The organism is Streptomyces inhibens (genome assembly GCF_022221585.1).
Taxonomy (GTDB): Bacteria; Actinomycetota; Actinomycetes; order Streptomycetales; family Streptomycetaceae; genus Streptomyces; species Streptomyces inhibens.
The window spans coordinates 3,021,958-3,038,723 of sequence record NZ_CP084681.1 but is presented as its reverse complement, the minus strand read 5'-3'; the positions used below and the strand labels follow the sequence as shown (position 1 = coordinate 3,038,723).

Annotated in this window: 16 protein-coding genes; 7 read left to right on the top strand and 9 right to left on the bottom strand. The window is 71.4% G+C overall.

What is annotated here, in order from left to right:
• Positions 1-2 precede the first annotated feature (2 nt).
• From KI385_RS14015 to KI385_RS14005, 3 genes are all read right to left on the bottom strand, one after another.
• Positions 3-1,049: a trypsin-like serine peptidase gene (locus tag KI385_RS14015; RefSeq protein WP_238572534.1), complete on the bottom strand. Its 1,047-nt coding sequence runs from the start codon at positions 1,047-1,049 to the stop codon at positions 3-5.
• A 176-nt stretch (positions 1,050-1,225) separates the two neighbouring features.
• Positions 1,226-2,116, bottom strand: coding sequence for an SDR family oxidoreductase (locus KI385_RS14010; protein ID WP_238577689.1), 891 nt, complete (start codon positions 2,114-2,116; stop codon positions 1,226-1,228).
• Between the two features lie 97 nt (positions 2,117-2,213).
• A complete protein-coding gene (locus KI385_RS14005; RefSeq protein ID WP_238572533.1) occupies positions 2,214-3,149 on the bottom strand; it encodes a DUF4429 domain-containing protein in 936 nt (311 codons plus the stop codon).
• Positions 3,150-3,324: 175 nt separating this feature from the next.
• On the opposite strand from KI385_RS14005, the gene KI385_RS14000 reads away from it, so the two are divergent.
• The 4 genes from KI385_RS14000 (at position 3,325) to KI385_RS13985 (ending at position 8,570) form a co-directional block, all read left to right on the top strand.
• Positions 3,325-4,953 (top strand): alkaline phosphatase D family protein, encoded by a 1,629-nt coding sequence (locus tag KI385_RS14000; RefSeq protein ID WP_238572532.1) that lies wholly within the window; start codon positions 3,325-3,327, stop codon positions 4,951-4,953.
• Between the two features lie 125 nt (positions 4,954-5,078).
• Complete coding sequence (locus KI385_RS13995; protein WP_238572531.1) at positions 5,079-6,398, top strand: Bcr/CflA family multidrug efflux MFS transporter; 1,320 nt, start codon at positions 5,079-5,081, stop codon at positions 6,396-6,398.
• A gap of 56 nt (positions 6,399-6,454) precedes the next feature.
• Positions 6,455-7,573, top strand: a complete 1,119-nt coding sequence (locus KI385_RS13990; RefSeq protein WP_238572530.1) for a serine hydrolase domain-containing protein — start codon at positions 6,455-6,457, stop codon at positions 7,571-7,573.
• A 10-nt stretch (positions 7,574-7,583) separates the two neighbouring features.
• Positions 7,584-8,570 carry a small ribosomal subunit Rsm22 family protein gene (locus KI385_RS13985; protein WP_238572529.1) on the top strand — a complete coding sequence of 329 codons (987 nt, stop codon included), beginning with the start codon at positions 7,584-7,586 and terminating at the stop codon, positions 8,568-8,570.
• Between the two features lie 23 nt (positions 8,571-8,593).
• Here KI385_RS13985 and KI385_RS13980 read toward each other — a convergent pair whose 3' ends face one another.
• Complete coding sequence (locus tag KI385_RS13980) at positions 8,594-8,767, bottom strand: DUF6243 family protein (RefSeq protein ID WP_238572528.1); 174 nt, start codon at positions 8,765-8,767, stop codon at positions 8,594-8,596.
• Between the two features lie 121 nt (positions 8,768-8,888).
• Here KI385_RS13980 and KI385_RS13975 point away from each other — a divergent pair, with 121 nt between their 5' ends.
• Together KI385_RS13975 and KI385_RS13970 are read left to right on the top strand one after the other, a co-directional pair.
• Positions 8,889-9,485 (top strand): TetR/AcrR family transcriptional regulator, encoded by a 597-nt coding sequence (locus KI385_RS13975; RefSeq protein ID WP_238572527.1) that lies wholly within the window; start codon positions 8,889-8,891, stop codon positions 9,483-9,485.
• A gap of 162 nt (positions 9,486-9,647) precedes the next feature.
• Positions 9,648-10,391: a bifunctional DNA primase/polymerase gene (locus tag KI385_RS13970; protein WP_238572526.1), complete on the top strand. Its 744-nt coding sequence runs from the start codon at positions 9,648-9,650 to the stop codon at positions 10,389-10,391.
• 118 nt (positions 10,392-10,509) lie between these two features.
• On the opposite strand, the gene KI385_RS13965 is transcribed toward KI385_RS13970, so the two are convergent.
• The 4 genes from KI385_RS13965 to efeO all read right to left on the bottom strand — a co-directional run bounded on the left by KI385_RS13965 (position 10,510) and on the right by efeO (position 14,976).
• Complete coding sequence (locus KI385_RS13965) at positions 10,510-11,439, bottom strand: SCO2278 family lipoprotein (RefSeq protein ID WP_466489340.1); 930 nt, start codon at positions 11,437-11,439, stop codon at positions 10,510-10,512.
• Positions 11,372-12,364, bottom strand: coding sequence for an iron uptake transporter permease EfeU (gene efeU, locus KI385_RS13960; RefSeq protein ID WP_238572524.1), 993 nt, complete (start codon positions 12,362-12,364; stop codon positions 11,372-11,374). Before efeU ends, KI385_RS13965 begins: the two co-directional genes overlap by 68 nt.
• A 74-nt stretch (positions 12,365-12,438) precedes the next feature.
• Positions 12,439-13,794 (bottom strand): iron uptake transporter deferrochelatase/peroxidase subunit, encoded by a 1,356-nt coding sequence (efeB, locus tag KI385_RS13955; protein WP_238572523.1) that lies wholly within the window; start codon positions 13,792-13,794, stop codon positions 12,439-12,441.
• A 24-nt stretch (positions 13,795-13,818) separates the two neighbouring features.
• Positions 13,819-14,976, bottom strand: a complete 1,158-nt coding sequence (gene efeO, locus KI385_RS13950; RefSeq protein WP_238572522.1) for an iron uptake system protein EfeO — start codon at positions 14,974-14,976, stop codon at positions 13,819-13,821.
• A gap of 309 nt (positions 14,977-15,285) precedes the next feature.
• On the opposite strand from efeO, the gene KI385_RS13945 reads away from it, so the two are divergent.
• Positions 15,286-15,963 carry a PhzF family phenazine biosynthesis protein gene (locus tag KI385_RS13945; protein ID WP_238572521.1) on the top strand — a complete coding sequence of 226 codons (678 nt, stop codon included), beginning with the start codon at positions 15,286-15,288 and terminating at the stop codon, positions 15,961-15,963.
• A 43-nt stretch (positions 15,964-16,006) separates the two neighbouring features.
• On the opposite strand, the gene KI385_RS13940 is transcribed toward KI385_RS13945, so the two are convergent.
• Positions 16,007-16,687, bottom strand: a complete 681-nt coding sequence (locus KI385_RS13940) for a biliverdin-producing heme oxygenase (RefSeq protein ID WP_238572520.1) — start codon at positions 16,685-16,687, stop codon at positions 16,007-16,009.
• Positions 16,688-16,766: the final 79 nt, after the last annotated feature.

Genomic DNA, 16,766 nt, shown 5'->3' with positions numbered 1-16,766 from the left:
GTTCAGGACGCCTGGGCCTTGTTGTAGAGGTTCTTGGCGTCGTCGCCGAAGTACGGGCCGAACATGGTGTCGGGCAGGAACTGGTAGCCGAAGCTGTTCACCGAGGACTGCAGTCCGGTGCCGGTCTTCTCGTCGAACGAGGTGAACCAGGGGCCGCCGCTGGAGCCGCCGGTCATGTTGCAGGACAGGCCGTGGTCCTTGGAGAACAGCGGGTCCTTGATGGTGGTGCCGCTGCAGTAGATCAGCTTGCTGCCGTCGTACGGGGCGGCCGCGGGGTAGCCGAAGGCGTACATCGCCTTGTTGTAGCCGGAGTTGAACGACAGGCCCTGACCGCCGACGACATCGGTGAGCTTCTTGCCGTCGAGCGGGGCGACGACCGCCGCGCCGACGTCGTAGTTGATGTCCTCACTCGCCGTCCACTGTGGCGTGGAGAGCGTTGTGGCGGCCGGCCATGTGCCGTACGGGGCCTGACCGTCGTGGTAGCCGGGGACGAAGACCCAGTTGGTGTGCCAGGCGCCCTGCAGCTTCACACAGTGCCCCGCGGTGATCACGGTGCTCTTGTTGGCGCTGGTCACCGCGTCGCCGGAGCAGGAGGCGTTGCGGCCCTGGTAGGTGAAGAACACCCGGCCGGTGGTCTTGACGACCGCGCCGCCGCCGGTCCACGGCCCGCCGGCCTGGGGGAGGACCCCGGGGAGCAGCGACGGGAGGGACGGCACCTTCGGGAGCTGCGGGAGGGTGGGCTGCACCTTGAGCGGGGCGCTGCGCGGGACCGCGCCGGCGGTGGTGGACTTCTTCGCCGGCGTGGCGAGGTCCAGGGGGGTGGCGGCGCGCATCCGGTCGGCGGTCCAGAAGGCTTCGAGGCCGGTCCGCGGGGCGGTGGAGCGCGGGGAGTGGTGCGGGGCGGCGGCGCCGGCCGGGCCGGCGGGGAGCAGCAGGGCGAGCAGCGTACCGGCGGCCGTCAGGGTGCCGAGGACGGCCCGGGACCTGCCCGCGGTGTGCCGCGCCCGTATGCCGTGAACTGACGGTATGCCACGAACGGTTCGTCTCACGCGTAACTCCTTCTGCGGGGGCCGCGCGCGACAAGGCGCGCGCGGCCGCGGGGGGACGGGACCGCGCGGGGCGGCCCGGCAGACGAGTGGTGCGGATCCGAGGTAAGCGTGCCACCGGAAGCGGCGGGAGGGCAGAGGGCGTACCGGGATTCGGTGCGACGGCCGGTCCGGAACCCTCAACCGCGCCCGATATAGGGCATGTTGGTCGCCAGCACCGTCGCGAACTGCACATTGGCCGCCAGCGGCAGCGCCGCCATATGGACGACCGTGCGGGCGACATCCGCCGCGTCCATCACCGGCTCGACGGCCATCTGGCCGTTCGCCTGCAGAATGCCGGTCTGCATCCGGCCGGTCATCTCGGTCGCCGCGTTGCCGATGTCGATCTGGCCGCAGGCGATCTGGTACGGACGGCCGTCCAGGGACAGCGATTTGGTCAGACCGGTCATCGCGTGCTTGGTGGCGGTGTACGCGATGGAGTGCGGCCGCGGGGTGTGGGCGGAGACCGAACCGTTGTTGATGATCCGGCCGCCCTGCGGGTCCTGGGTCTTCATGGTGCGGAACGCGGCCTGTGCGCACAGGAAGGCACCGGTGAGGTTGACGTCCACCACCGTGCGCCAGTCGTCGTACGCCAGCTCGTCCAGCGGCGCCGCCTTGCCGAAGGTGCCCGCGTTGTTGAAGAGCAGATCGAGGCGGCTGAAGCGGTCGCGGACGGCCGCGAAGAGGGCGTCGACCTCGTCGGGCCGGGTGACATCGGTCGGCACCGTCATGATCGTGGGGGCCTCGATGTCCACGTGGCCCACCAGGCGGGCGGTCTCCGCCAGGGCCTCTGCGCGACGTCCGGCCAGCACCACCGTCCAGTTGGCGGCGACCAGCGCATGGGCGACCGCCCGCCCGATGCCGGAGCCGGCGCCGGTGACCACGGCCACCTTCCGGGGCGCCGCCCCGCCCTCCCGCGCCTCCTGTGGCGTCGGCGCGGTCTGCGTCGTGTGCCCGCCCCGGGTGGCCGGTGCCGGCAGGGTGGGCCGGGCCGCGGTCGCGGTCCCCGCCACCTGCCCGGCCCGTGCCATCGGCGTTGCCTGTGCTGCCCGTGCCCGCTGTGTGTTCTGTGCCATGGCGGCAGCGTAAACGGCGTAAGGGGAGCGGACCGGCCGCCGCCGCCGTGACTCAGCCGCCGGTGTGGAAGCGCTCCAGCACCGCCGCCTTGGCGGCCGTGAACTCCTCCTCGGTGAGGATGCCGTCGCGGCGGAGCTCGCCCAGTTCCCGCAGGCGGCGCAGCAGCGCGTCATGGTCGTCGGCGGGGGCGGCGCCGGCCGTCTTCGGTGCGGGCGGGGTGCGGGCCGGGACGCCCTGGGGCCCCGCCGTCAGGGCCGTTGTGGTCAGGGCCTTCTCGGCGCCGGCCGCGGGGTGCGGCAGCCGCGCCGCCACCGCGGCCGCCAGCAGCGCCGTCGTGCCGCTCTCCTTCTTGAAGCCCCACAGCTCGATGGAGTTGGGGTCGTGCTCCGGCTTGATCCGCTCCGTGGCGCCGCGCGTGCGGAAGCGGAGATAGCCGGACTCCAGACCGGCGGCGGCCCGCCACTCCACGGCCTCCAGGTCGGCCAGGTCGAAGTCCCTGGGGCCCCAATGCCGCTTGGTCTCGCTGGTGTTCCAGCGCCACTCCAGGTGCACCCGCTCACCGTCGAAGGTGGCGATGCCGTCCACCCCGGCGGCCGTCAGCGGCACCGAAGGGCCGGGCAGCAGATAGCGGTCGGTGGGCCCGTCCGGCATCTGCTCCAGCATCAGGGCCTGCCGTACGGCGTCGACGAAGTAGTCGGCGACATCGGCCCGCGCGGCGTCCACGGCCACCTGATACGGGTTCGCCTCGTCCGGCAGACCGCCGCCGGTGACCTGGAGCAGCGGGTCGGCGCCGTCCCGCAGCCGCAGCCGCAGCCGGCCGCCCTTGCGGGCCGGTTCGTAGGCGATGCCGGCTATCGCGGCCAGCGGCACCGTGAACTCACCGAGATCCTGGCGCAGTTTGTGCACCCCGCGCTCGCGCCCCGGCACGATGCGTACGACCTCGTCGTCGAAGGTCCAGGTGCCGTCGCGCACCATCAGTTCAGCCATGCCCTGAATCCTACGGAGACGTCGTCGGGCGCGTCGGGTGCCGTGATTGTCCGGCGACGTCCGTTGCGGGACCAGTCCTCATCCACCTGTCATGCATGCGTCGTACACGGGACAGCGCGGCGCCGTCCTGCCGCCCTCCAATCACAGAGGACAACCGCCGTCAGGGGAGGGCCAGATGAGCCACGCACCGCACGAGCAGGAGATCCGGGCCGCCGCCGCGCACTTCGGCCGCCGCCGTTTTCTCACCGTCACCGGGGCCGCCGCCGCGCTCGCCTTCGCGACCAACCTCCCGGGCACGGGCGCCGCGTACGCGGCCGAGGCCGATGCGCGGACGATCACCGAGAACCCCTTCACCCTGGGCGTCGCCTCGGGTGACCCGCAGCCCGGCTCCGTCGTGCTGTGGACCCGGCTCGCGCCGCGCCTGTACGAGCTGGGCAACGGCATGCCGAACGCCAGAGTCACCGTCCGTTGGGAAGTCGCCTACGACGAGCACTTCAAGCGGCTGGCCGGCCGCGGCCGCGCCGATGCGCACCCCGAGTTCAACCACTCCGTGCACATCGAGCCCACCGGCCTCGCGCCCGACCGGGTCTACTACTACCGCTTCCGCGCCGGCAGCTGGATCAGCCCCGTCGGCCGCACCCGCACCGCGCCCGCCCGTGGCGCCCGGATCTCCGAGCTGAAGCTCGCCGCGGTCTCCTGCCAGGCCTACCACGACGGCTACTTCACGGCCTACCGGCACCTCGCGCAGGAGGACCTCGACGTCGTCTTCCACCTCGGCGACTATCTCTACGAGTACCCGGTCAGCGCGGTCGGCGGCGCCCGCAACTACACCGACCGCAAGCTGCCCGCCCTCTTCAACCGAGAGACCGTCACCCTGGAGGACTACCGGCTGCGCTACGCCCTCTACAAGTCCGACCCGGACCTGCAGGCCGCGCACGCCGCGCACCCCTTCATCGTCACCTGGGACGACCACGAGGTGGAGAACAACTACGCCTCCGACATCAGCGAGGACAACCTCCCGCCCGCCGAGTTCCTCGTCCGCAGGGCCGCCGCCTACCGCGCGTACTGGGAGAACCAGCCGCTGCGCCGCCCGCAGCGCCCCAACGGCCCCGACGCCCGGCTCTACCGGCGCCTCCAGTACGGGCAGCTCGCCCAGTTCGACATCCTCGACACCCGTCAGTACCGCTCCGACCAGGCCTACGGCGACGGCTGGCACGTACCGGGCGCCGAGTCCGAGGACCCCGGGCGCACCCTGACCGGCGCCACCCAGGAGCGCTGGCTGATCGACGGCTGGCGGCAGTCCACCGCGCGCTGGAACGTCCTGCCGCAGCAGGTCACCTTCTCCGAGCGGCGCAACGCCACCGGCGCCGGCTACCAGCTCAGCATGGACGCCTGGGACGGCTACGCGGCCTCCCGCCGCCGGGTCCTGGCGGGCGCCGAGTCGGCGGGCGTGGACAACCTCGTCGTGCTCACCGGCGATGTGCACGTCCACTACGCCTTCGACATCAAGAAGGACTTCAAGGACCCCGGCTCGCGCACCACGGGCGTGGAGTTCGTCACCACCTCGATCGCCAGCGGCAAGGACGGCGCGGACAAGCCCGCCAACTGGGCCACATACATGGCCGCCAACCCGCACATGAAGTTCTACAACGGCCGGCGCGGCTACCTCACCGTCACCCTGGACCGGGACACCGCCCGCGGTGACTACCGGACGGTGTCCGCCGTCACCAGCCCCGGGGCGCCGGTGCACACCGCCGCCTCGTTCGTCTCCGAGGCGGGCGACCCGGGCCTCAAGCCGGCCTGACCGGGACGTCCGTCCTAGGACCGCGGGCCGTCCGCCCTAGGTCCAATGGACGGCCCCGGAAGCGGCCGGCGGCCGCCCCGTGCATGACACCATGGTTCAGCCATCAACGACCCATGGAGACCTTCATGACGGAGCCCGGCTCCACCACGGCCGAGACCCAGGACTCACCCGCGATATCCGAGCGGGGCGCGGCAGCAGCACCGGCCGCGTCCCGCCGCACCAGCCTCCTGGTCACCCTCGTCCTCGGTGGTCTCACCGCGGTCCCGCCGCTCTCCATGGACATGTATCTGCCGGCCCTGCCGCAGGTCACCGCCGCACTGCACAGCCCGGCCGCCACCGTCCAGCTCACCCTCACCACCTGCCTGGCGGGCATGGCCCTGGGCCAGATGATCGTCGGCCCGATGAGCGACAAGTGGGGCCGCCGCCGCCCGCTGCTGGCCGGCATGGTGATCTACGTCCTGGCCACCGCCCTGTGCGCGCTCGCCACCAACGCCGAACTCCTCATCGCCTTCCGCCTGTTGCAGGGCCTGGCGGGCGCGGCCGGCATCGTCATCGCGCGGGCAGTGGTGCGCGATCTGTACGACGGGGTGGCGATGGCCCGGTTCTTCTCCACCCTGATGCTGATCTCCGGTGTGGCGCCGGTCGTCGCCCCGCTCATCGGCGGCCAGATCCTCCAGATCACCGACTGGCGCGGCGTCTTCGTCGTCCTGACCGCCGTCGGGCTGGCGCTCACCCTCCTCGTATGGCGCACCCTGCACGAAACCCTCCCGCCCGAGCGCCGGCACCCCGGCGGCCTCGGCGAGACCCTGCGCACCATGCGCGATCTCCTCGCCGACCGGGTCTTCTCCGGCTACCTCCTCGTCGGCGCCTTCGCCTTCTCCGCCCTCTTCGCCTATATCTCCGCCTCGCCGTTCGTCGTCCAGGAGATCTACGGTGCCTCCCCGCAGACCTTCAGCCTGCTGTTCGGCATCAACTCCGTCGGCCTGGTGATCGTCGGCCAGATCAACGGCAAGCTCCTGGTCGGCCGGGTCGGCCTGGACAAGGTGCTGGGCACCGGACTGGCCGTGATCGCTCTCGCCGCGACCGGTCTGCTCCTGATGTCCTCCGGCGTCTTCGGCGACGTGGGACTGGTCCCGACGGCCGCCGGCCTCTTCGTCCTGATGGCCGCCATGGGCCTGGTCATGCCGAGCACCAACACCCTGGCGCTGGTGCGCACCCCGCACGCGGCCGGCTCCGCCTCCGCGCTGCTGGGCACCTCCACCTTCCTCCTCGGTTCGGTGGCCTCCCCTCTGGTGGGCATCGCGGGGGAGCGGACCGCCGTACCGATGGCCCTCGTACAGCTCTGCTGTGCCGTATTGGCGCTCGTGAGCTTCCTGGGAATGTGCCGCCCGTGGCAGCGTAGGGGGGAGAGCAACGGGAGCAACGGCGAGAGGACCAGACTCTGAGCGCACCGGGACTCACCTACGGCACGCCGGCCCAGGCGGGACTGGACCCCGCCTGGATGGAACGGCTGGTCCGTGGTGTGCGGGCGCTGCCCGAGGGCCCCTCGCCCTGGTGCCCCGGAGTCGTCGTGCTGGCCGGCCGCGGCCCGGTCGTCGTCACCGAGGCCGCCGCGGGCTGGGCACTGCGCTACCGGGCCTACGACCCCGAGCGGGACCGTGGTGTCGATCTGCCCCGTGACCTGTGGGAGCCGATGCGGGTCGGCACCGTCTTCGACCTCGCCTCGCTCACCAAGCTCTTCACCGCCATCGCCACGCTCCAGCAGGCCGAACGCGGCTACCTTGCCCTCGACGAAGAGGTCAGGTCCCACCTGTCGGCCTTCGCCCCGGGTATCACCGTCCGGCAGCTGCTCACCCACACCTCAGGACTCGCCCCCGAGCTCCCGTTCCACGACCACCGGGGCCGCACCGCACAACTGGCGCTCCTGTGGCAGGAGGCGGCAGCCCCGACCGGCGGCCGGGGCCCCGCCTACCGCTACTCCGATCTCAACCTCATCACCCTCCAGCTGATCCTGGAGCAGCTCACCGGCCGGCGCCTGGATGCCCTGATCCGCGAGGGCATCACCGGCCCGCTGGGCATGTCCAGCACCTGCTACGGCCCGCTGGCGCCGCACGGTGTGGCGGCGACCGAGGACCAGCGGCGCCCCTGGGCCAAGGCGGACCGCGGCATGCTGCGCGGCGAGGTGCACGACGAGAACGCCTGGGCCCTGGGCGGTGTCGCCGGCCACGCCGGCCTCTTCTCCACCGCCCAGGACCTGGCCGTGCTGTGCCGGACGCTGCTCAACGGCGGCGTCTTCGGCACCACCCGGATCCTCGGCGCCGGCACCGTCGCCGCCCTGCTCGACCCGCCCGGCCTCGGCTTCGGCGTCGACCAGCCGTACTTCATGGGAGAGTTGGCGGGCCGCGGCGCGGCCGGACACACCGGCTTCACCGGCACCAGCCTGGTCCTGGACCGCGCCACCGACACCTTTCTGATCCTGCTCGCCAACACCGTCCACCCCCGCCGCCGCGACAGCGGCAGCGCCCCACGCGCCGAGGCCGCCACCCGTCTGGCCCGCGCCGTGACGCGCGCCGCCCGACCGGCGGGGCACCCCGGAACGGGCCCCCGGCGGGCCCCGTAGAATTTCTCCAATGCACGAGGAACTGCGCGCCGCACTGGCCGGCCTGCTCGACGGCCTGCCGCCCAAGCAGGCCGCGCAGGCTGTCGACCGCCTGATCGCCAACTACCGGGGCCGTACGCCCACCGACGCCCCGGTGCTCAGGGACCGCGCCGATGTCGCCGCGTACGCCGCCTACCGGATGCCGGCCACCTTCGAAGCCGTACGGGCCGCGCTGACCGCCTTCGCCGCCCGGATACCCGACTGGTCCCCGGCCACCCACGTCGACATCGGCGGTGGCACCGGCGCCGCCACCTGGGCCACCGCCGCCACCTGGGAAGGCCACCACAGCACCGTCCTGGACTGGGCCCAGCCCGCCCTCGACCTGGGCCGCGAGCTGGCCGAGGGGATCCTCCCCGATACCCGGTGGCAGCGCGGGACCATCGGCGAGGGCCTGACCGTCCCGCCCGGCACGGACCTCGTGACCGTCTCCTACGTCCTCGGCGAACTCCGCCCCGAGGACCGCCACGCCGTGGTCGCCGCCGCGGCCACCGCCCAGGCCGTCGTCCTGATCGAACCGGGCACCCCCGACGGCTACCTCCGCATCCGCGAGGCCCGCACCCAGCTCATCGACGCCGGATTGCGCATCGTCGCCCCCTGCCCGCACAGCGACAGCTGCCCGATCGTCCCGCTTGTCCGGAGTGTGGGGGCACCCCCAGCGGTAGCTGGGGGAGATTGGTGCCACTTCGCCGCCCGGGTCAGCCGCTCCTCCCTCCACCGCCAGGTCAAGGGCGGCTCCCTCCCGTACGAGGACGAAAAGTTCAGCTACGTGGCCGCCACCGCTTTTGACGCCACCCCGGCCCCGGCCCGGATCGTCCGCAAGCCCCAACTCCGCAAGGGCCAGGTTCTGCTGGACCTCTGCACGGCCCACGAGGCGCTGCAACGCACCACCGTCACCAAGCGCCACGGCACCCAGTACCGCGAGGCCCGTGACGCCTCCTGGGGCGACGACTGGTCCTGACCGGGGTGAGTGGCTCACACGGTTCACTCCTTCTGCGACCGCTCCTGGAACTTGCGCAGCAGCTCACGGCGGTGTGCCTGCGGATCGGGCTGCCCGTGACCACGGCCACCGCCCGCGCCGCCGCGCAACGCCCCTCGTGAGAGCTTGCTCCGGGTCCCGCCGACACCCAGCATCCCGCCCGCATTTCCCTTGCTCATGGGAATCCCCTTCCTCACCGTGACGCGAGACGAAGCGTCTCGCTCGGGATCCATCATGAGGCGAGACGGTGCGTCTCGTCAAGACGATACGTCTCGCCTTCCTCTCGCTAGACTCCGCTCCATGGCCAACAAAGCAGCCCCCGACTCCTCCCGCCGCAGCGAACGCTCCCGTCGCGCGATCTTCGACGCCGCCCTCGCGCTCGTCGGCGAGGTCGGCTACGACAAGCTCACGATCGAAGGCATCGCCTCCCGGGCCGGAGTCGGCAAGCAGACGATCTACCGCTGGTGGCCCTCCAAGGCCGCCGTCCTGCTGGACGCGTTCACCGTCGATGTCGAGGACTACGAACAGGGCCTCCCGGACACCGGCGATCTGGCCGCGGACCTGAAGTTCGTGCTGCGCGCGACCGCCGATGAATTCAACGACCCCACGTTCCAGGCCCCCTACCGCGCCCTCGCCGTGGCCGGCGCGAACGACGAGGAACTCTCCCGTACCTTCGTCGGCCGGCTGCTGGAACCCGGCATCCGGGTCTATGTCGAGCGGCTGCGGGCGGCGCAGGAGGCGGGCGAGGTCGACGCCGACATCGATGTGCGGGTGGCCGCCGAGATGGTGCTGAGTCCCTTCTCACAGCGCTGGCTGATGCGCACCGGCGAATTGACCTACGACTTCGTCGACACCCTTGTCGACCAGGTACTGCGCGGCCTGCGACCTCGCGACTGAATCCGCCGGGGGCCGGCGGGCAGGGGCGACGATGTGTCGCCGATGGGATGAATTGCCGGTATTCGGCCGCCCTTCGTTCACCCCGGATCTCCACACCGGTCACCCGAGGCGCAGGATGGTGGCAGCATTGATCCCAGACCACCGCTCGAAGTGAGGGGATAGATGGAACGCAAGAGCAGGTTCTCCCAGTGGCTGCGCCGGCCGAAGAGCGGATCGGACGGCGGCGATACGGACACGGGATCAGCGGCTGCGCGCGGCCGCGAGGACCTGCTGCTGGCCGCGGCCGACGCGGGCTTCCCCGTCGCCCCGGCGGCGCACCCCTCCGGCTACGGCTGTTCCTGTGAACGCATCGGCTGTCCCACCCCCGGCCGGCATCCCATCTCCTTCGGCTGGCAGACCGTCGCCACCACCGACCGCGACAAGGTCGCCGCCTGGGTCCGCACCCTCCCGCAGGCCAACTTCATCACCGCCACCGGCATCGCCCACGACGTGCTCGACGTCCCGGTCGAGGCGGGCCGCAGCGCCCTGGGCCGGCTGGACGCGGCGGGCATCGACGTAGGGCCGATCACGCTCAGCGGCGCCGGCTTCGGCGACGGCCGGATGCTGTTCTTCACCGCCACCCGCGGCACCCCGGACGACGAGGACGAGTGGTGGCCGTGCGAGCTGGACTGCCACCCCGAGACCATGGACGAGCATCCGGGGCTGCGCTGGCACTGCCGCGGCAGCTATGTCCTGCTGCCGCCCTCGACACTGCCCGGCGATCAGCCCGCGGTGACCTGGCTGCGCGGCCCCGAGCTGCCGCTGCCCGACCCACTGACGCTGCTGGAGTCGCTCACCGACGCCTGCGCTGAGTTCAACGACCGCGAGCCCTACCACGAGACGGCGGCCTGGCCGATCGGCCGCTGAGCGGGTCCGCCGAGGCCCACCCCCGTACGTACGCCGAAGGGGCCGCCGGGATCATCCCGACGGCCCCTTCCGCGTACGACTGCGGTGTCACCCGCGATCCGGCTGCGGCGGCACCCGCCTACAGCGGCTTGACCGACGTCTTCGCCTCGATCCGGTTCAGGACCGTGACCTTGCCCCCGGAGCTCTTGGCCGGCACGGTGACCGCCTGGCCGGAGACGGTGGTGAAGGCCATCTTGTTGGTCTTCTTCGGCGGCCCTTCCAGCAGGCCCTGAAGGCCCGCCGGCACCGTGATCGTCAATCCCGTGGAGACCGTCTTCTGCTGGTGGTAGAGGGTCGAGAAGAACACCAGCGCCCCGCCGTCCGCCGTCCGCAGCGCCACCGGCGGATAGCCCGAGGCGGCGTCCTCCCACTGGATGCGCGCGCCGGGCTGGTTGGCGTCCCGGGCGCGGCGGGCGCGCCAGCCGTCGGTCTCCCGGCCGGAGGCGAAGGTGCTGCCCTTGCCGGTGTTGAGATAGTCCGCGTAGGCGCCGCTCAGCTTGCCCGGGGCCACCGTCAGACCGGACGAGGCGTCGGCGGGCACCGCCTCGGCGAAGCCGTCCTGGTCCGTCTTCAGCTCCGGTGCCTTGTTGCCCGCGAACGTCGCCAGGTACACCGCGCGCCACTTCTGGTTGATGCCGTCGCGGCTGAACACCAGGAACCAGCGGGTGTTCTGGCCACTGGCGTTCTTCCGGTTGCTGACCGCGTCCGCGATGAAGAACTTCGGCCAGCCCGCCTGCTTGGGCACGGTGAAGTGCGCGTCCTTGAACGCCAGCGCCGGGAAGTTCGGATTGCCCTGCGGCCGGAGGGCGTGTGCCGCCTTTATCCCCGCCTGGTCGATGGCGAGCAGCGCGCCCGCCTCGAAGGAGGGGTTCAGCTTCGGATCGAGCTGACGATTGGCCTTGTTGAAGCCGTCGGCGAAGCGTGTGAGCGCCTTGGCGCCCTCAGCCTTCGTCACCGCCGGCAGCTTCTCCCTCTCGCCGTGCACCGTCATGCACCCGCTCAGTATCACCAGCGCCGCCGCTGCCGACGTCAGTGTTGCGGGCACCCGGAACGGCGACCTGCGTGTCATGGGGCTCGGGCTCCTTCGGGGCGACCGGGGCGGACTGGGAGGCCGCCGGGGTGGCACGATTCGGCGCAACCCTACCGGGGGCGAGGAAGAACGCGAGCGTGGGGATCAGATACAGAGCCCACACCGTGACCTGAAGGACGGTCGGGTCCGGCTGGAAGTTGAAGATGCCCTTCAGCAGCGTGCCGTACCAGCTGTCGACCGGGATCTGTGCGCTGATGTCGAACGCCTGGGTGGTCAGACCCGGCAGGATGTCGGCCTCCTGCAGATCGTGGAAGCCGTACGCCAGCACGCCCGCAGCGACCACCACCAGCATGCCGCCGGTCCAGGTGAAGAACTTCGCGAGGTTGATCCGCACCGCGCCGCGGTAGAACAGCCAGCCCAGCAGAACAGCCGTCAGCAGGCCCAGCAGCGCCCCGACCAGCGGCCGTACGCCGTCGTTCGCGGACTGTGCCGCGGTCCAGATGAACAGCGCGGTCTCCAGGCCCTCACGGCCCACCGACAGGAACGCGGTGACCACCAGCGCCACGGTGCCCATCTGCAGCGCCGCGTCCAGCTTGCCGTGCAGCTCCTTCTTCAGATGCCGCGCGGTACGCCGCATCCAGAAGACCATCCAGGTCACCAGGCAGACCGCGATGACCGACAGCGAGCCGCCGAGCGCCTCCTGCGCCTTGAACGTCAGGGTCTGCGAACCGAATTGCAGCGCGGCACCGAACGCGAACGAGAGCACCACGGCGAGCGTGATACCGATCCAGACCGGGCGCAGCGCCTCCCGCCTCCCGGTCTTGACCAGGTAGGCGATCAGGATGCACACGACGAGACTGGCTTCCAGGCCCTCGCGCAGACCGATCAGGTAATTGCCGAACACGTCGGTTCCGTCCCTTCCTTCATGGGGTCGACTCCTTCATGGGGTCGACAAGCTGTTTCACGGCGTCGACGGTGTCAGGCGAACAGCGCCCGGCCCCACCAGTCGTCCGCGTTCCGGACGCCCGGCGGCACCGCGAAGACCGCTGAACCCACGTGCTGGATGTACTCGTTGAGCGCGTCGTTGCGCGCCAGATTCCGCTGGACGGGGATGAAGCCCTGGCGTACGTCCCGCTGGTAGGCGAGGAAGAACAGCCCCGCCTCCAGCCGCCCCAGGCCGTCCGTACCGTCGGTGAAGGAGTAGCCGCGGCGCAGGAGGCGCGCCCCGCTGTTGGAGTCCGGGTGCGCGAGGCGGACATGCGCGGTCGGCAGCATCGACTTCAGATGCGGCTCGTCCCGCTCGTGCTTCTTGCCGACCGGCGCGCCCTCGCCCTTGTCGCGGCCGAAGATCTGCTCCTGCTCCTTGAGCGGGGTGCGGTCCCAGGTCTCGATGTGCATCCGGATCCGGCGCGCGACGAGGTAGGAGCCGCCGGCCATCCAGCCGGCGTCGCCCTTGGCGTCCTTCTCGCCGACCCAGACGTGCTTGTCCAGGGCCGCCTTGTCGGTGCCCGCGACATTCCGCGTGCCGTCCTTGAAGCCCATCATGTTGCGCGGGGTCTGCGCGTCCGGCGTCGTCGAGGACGTCTTGCCGAAGCCCAGCTGCGACCAGCGGACGGCTATCTTGCCGAAGCCGATCCGGGCCAGGTTGCGGATCGCATGGACCGCCACCTGCGGGTCGTCCGCGCACGCCTGGACACACAGATCGCCGCCGCTGCGGGCCTTGTCGAGGTTGTCGCCGGGGAACTGCGGCAGATCGACCAGCGCCTCGGGCCGGCGTCCCTTGAGGCCGAACCGGTCCTTGCCGTCCTTCTCGAACAGCGTGGGGCCGACGCCGAAGGTGAGGGTGAGCCGGGACGGCGGCAGACCGAGCGCCTCGCCGGTGTCGTCCGGCGGCGCCTCCGCCTGCAGACCGATCGCACCGTCGCCGACCGCGTCGCCGGCCGTCATCCGCGCCGCCGCCTTCGTCCACTCCTTGAGCAGCGCGATCAGCTCGTCGCGGTCGTCGGTGGTGACATCGAACGCCGCGAAGTGCAGCCGGTCCTGGACGGCGGTGGCGATACCGGCCTGGTGGGTGCCGTGGAAGGCGATCGCGGCGCCCGCGGTCGCGTCCGCGCCGGCCGGCTGGGCGTCGCTGCCGACGCGCAGCGCCGCCGCCGTACCGCCGGCCGCGACCGCGCCGAGCGCCAGGCCCGCGCCGCCCCAGCCGAGCAGCGAACGCCGCGAGGGCACGCGCCCGTTGGTGTCCTTGCCGGAGGTGTCCTCGGCGGTGTCCTCGGCGGTGGTGTTCTGCGCGGCCGTTTCGCCCGCGGTGATCTTGCCGTCGTCGTGCGTCATGGTGACCCCTTGCCTGGCGGCGGACTACTTGGCGGTGGCCACGGCGGCGGCCAGCTTGGAGAGCGGTTCGGCCAGCGCGTTGACGCCGTCGGCGAGCTCCTTGCGCTCGCTCTTGCCGACCGTGTCGTACGAGGCGAAGCCGTCGGCGGAGCCGCTGTCGCGGTGCTTGTCGAGCTGGTCGCGGATCGCCTTGAACTGCTTGTCCAGCTCCTTGGCCAGCGCCGCGTCGTTCTTGGCGACGACCGGCTTCAGCAGCTCGTACGTCTTCTCGGCGCCCTCGACATTGCCCTGGAAGTCGACCAGGTCGGTGTGGCTGTAGCGCTCTTCCTCACCGGTGACCTTGCCGGTGGCGACCTCGTCGAGCAGCTCCTTGGCACCGTTGGCCATGCTGGTCGGGGTGATCTCGGCCTTCCCGACCCGCTTCTGCCAGTCCTTCAGGTCGGTGATGAGCTGGTCGGCGAGCTTCTTGTCGTCCCCGGAGATCTTCTTCTCCTCCCACAGGGACTTCTCCAGCTTGTGCCAGCCGGTCCACTTCTGGCCCTTCTCCACGCCGTCGGCGCGCACATCGACCTTGGGGTCGATGTCACCGAACGACTCGGCGACCGGCTCGGTGCGCTCCCAGCCGACCCGCGAGACGGCATAAGTCTTCTTCGCGGCCTCGATATCGCCGTCCTTGACCGCGTCGGCGAACTTCTGCGCCGCCGGGAGGGTCTGGTCGGCCTGCTCCTGGACGTACTTGCGGTAGGCGGCGACCGCGGCGTCCAGCTTGGGGTCGCGCTTCTTGGTGCTCGCGCCCTTGCCGCTGACGGTGATCTTCTGGCGGATGCCGTCGCCCTTCATGCCGGGCTTGCAGGCGACCTCGTACTTACCGGCCTTGATCTCGGCGGTGATCTCCGCGCTGGTGCCGGGGCCGATGTTCTCCCGCTCGGTCACGATCCGGTCGCCGGGCGCGTAGACGTACACCTCGGTGACCTTGGAGCCCTTGTTGTGCACCGCGAACCGGACATGTCCGGCGGGGAACTCCTTGGCGGAGAGCTCGCAGCCGGTGTCGGTCGCGGTCACCTCGATGACCCCCTTGCCGCCACCCCCTTTGCCGTCGTTCTTCGCGGCGCAGCCGGCGACGGCGGTGACGGCCGTGGCCGCGGCGATGGCGGCGACGACGGAGGTGCGAAGGGCTCGCATACGGGGGCTCCAGGCGGGCTCGGATGTACGGAAACGACGTACAGGAACGATAGACAGCGGTTAAGATCGCCACTAAGGCGGCCCTAACTTATCTGAGGCTTACCTACTTCTGCCCACCCTGTCCAGTGATCCCGCTCTCATGGGCAACGAGCCGATTACGGATTGACCCGCACCCGGTCACGGAACCATCACGTGCCGGTCAAGGTAAGGGTCGTGCCTCGCGACGGGGCATGACCGGCGGCGTTCCGGTCCGCGACCGCGACCCCGCCCGGCCCCCTGTTCCACCTCGCCGTCCGATTCAATATCCGCATGACCGAACTCGATGCCGATGTCGATGTCCTCCGGGTGTTCTGCGGACCGGACGGGGCCGGGGGCAATGCGCTGGGCGTGGTGCGCGACGGGACGGCACTGCCCGATGTCGCCGACCGCGCTGCCTTGGCCGCCGAACTCGGCTACAGCGAGACCGTGTTCCTCGACGACGCCGCACGCGGCACCGTCGACATCCACACCCCGAGCGTCCAACTCCCCTTCGCCGGGCATCCGCTCGTCGGCCTCGCCTGGCTGCTCCGCACCCTGGGCCGCCCGCCGCGCACCCTGCGCCCGCCGGCCGGCGAGGTCGCGGTCGGCTTCGAGGAAGACCTCACCTGGGTGCACGGCCGCGCGGAGTGGGTGCCCGAGCGCCGCACCGAGCGCCACGCCTCGGTGGCAGAGGTCGACGCCCTGCCCGCGCCGCCGCCGGGGGAGGGCTGGCTCTACGCCTGGGCCTGGCAGGACGAGCCCGCGGGTGTGGTCCGTGCCCGGGCCTTCCCACGGCGCGGCGACACCATCGTCGAGGACGAGGCGACCGGCGCCGCCGCCATGCTCCTGACCCACCAACTGGGCCGCCCCCTGGACATCCGCCAGGGCACCGGCTCCCAGATCCTCACCCGTATCTGTCCGGACGGCACCATCGCGGTCGGCGGTCGGGTCCGCCGCGATACGCCGTAGTACGTGGACGGGCGATCAGCGACCGGCGCCCCGTGCCCGGCCGCTACGCGCTCAGCGGGAACTGCTCGCCCAGCTCGCGGAAGACCGCGCCGTTCAGCCCGAAGGCGCGCTTGCACTCGTCGACCACCCGCTGCTTCTCCAGGTCGTCCACCGGCAGCGCGTCCAGCAGTGCGCGGTATTCGCGCTTGAAGGCGGCGGGGTTGGCTATGTCCTCGAAGACGTAGAAGCGGACGCCGTCGCCCTTGCGGGCGAAGCCCCAGGTCTTTTCGGCGGTGCCGCGGATGATCTGGCCGCCGGAGAGGTCGCCCAGGTAGCGGGTGTAGTGGTGGGCGACATAGCCGGCCGGCCAGTCCCGGGCGCAGACCGCTACCCGGGCGGCGTACGCCGCGGTGGCCGGCAGCGGCTGGAGGCCGGTGTGCCAGGACGGTCCGCCGAGGTGGCACAGGTCGCGCTCCAGCTGGGCGGTGCGGGCCAGTTCGGGGCGGATGAAGGGGCCCGCGACCGGGTCGTCGGCGAGCGCTTCGGAGGCGTCCTCCAGTGCGCGGTAGACGAACCACAGCTGTTCGGTGTAGCGCCGGTAGGCCGCGACGCCGAGCTTGCCGCCGAGGAGGTCGCTCATGAAGGAGGAGTTCTCGGCCTCGGTGTGCTGCTCGTGGGACGCGGTGCGGATGACCGTGGAGAAGGGAGCAGACGGGGTGGACGGGGTCGGGCTGGACGCTTCCAAAGCGGACCTCCGGTACCGAGGGGAGCGGGCGGGAACAGGGACTCCACGGAGCCCCTGGCGCTCGGGCCCACCTAACTAC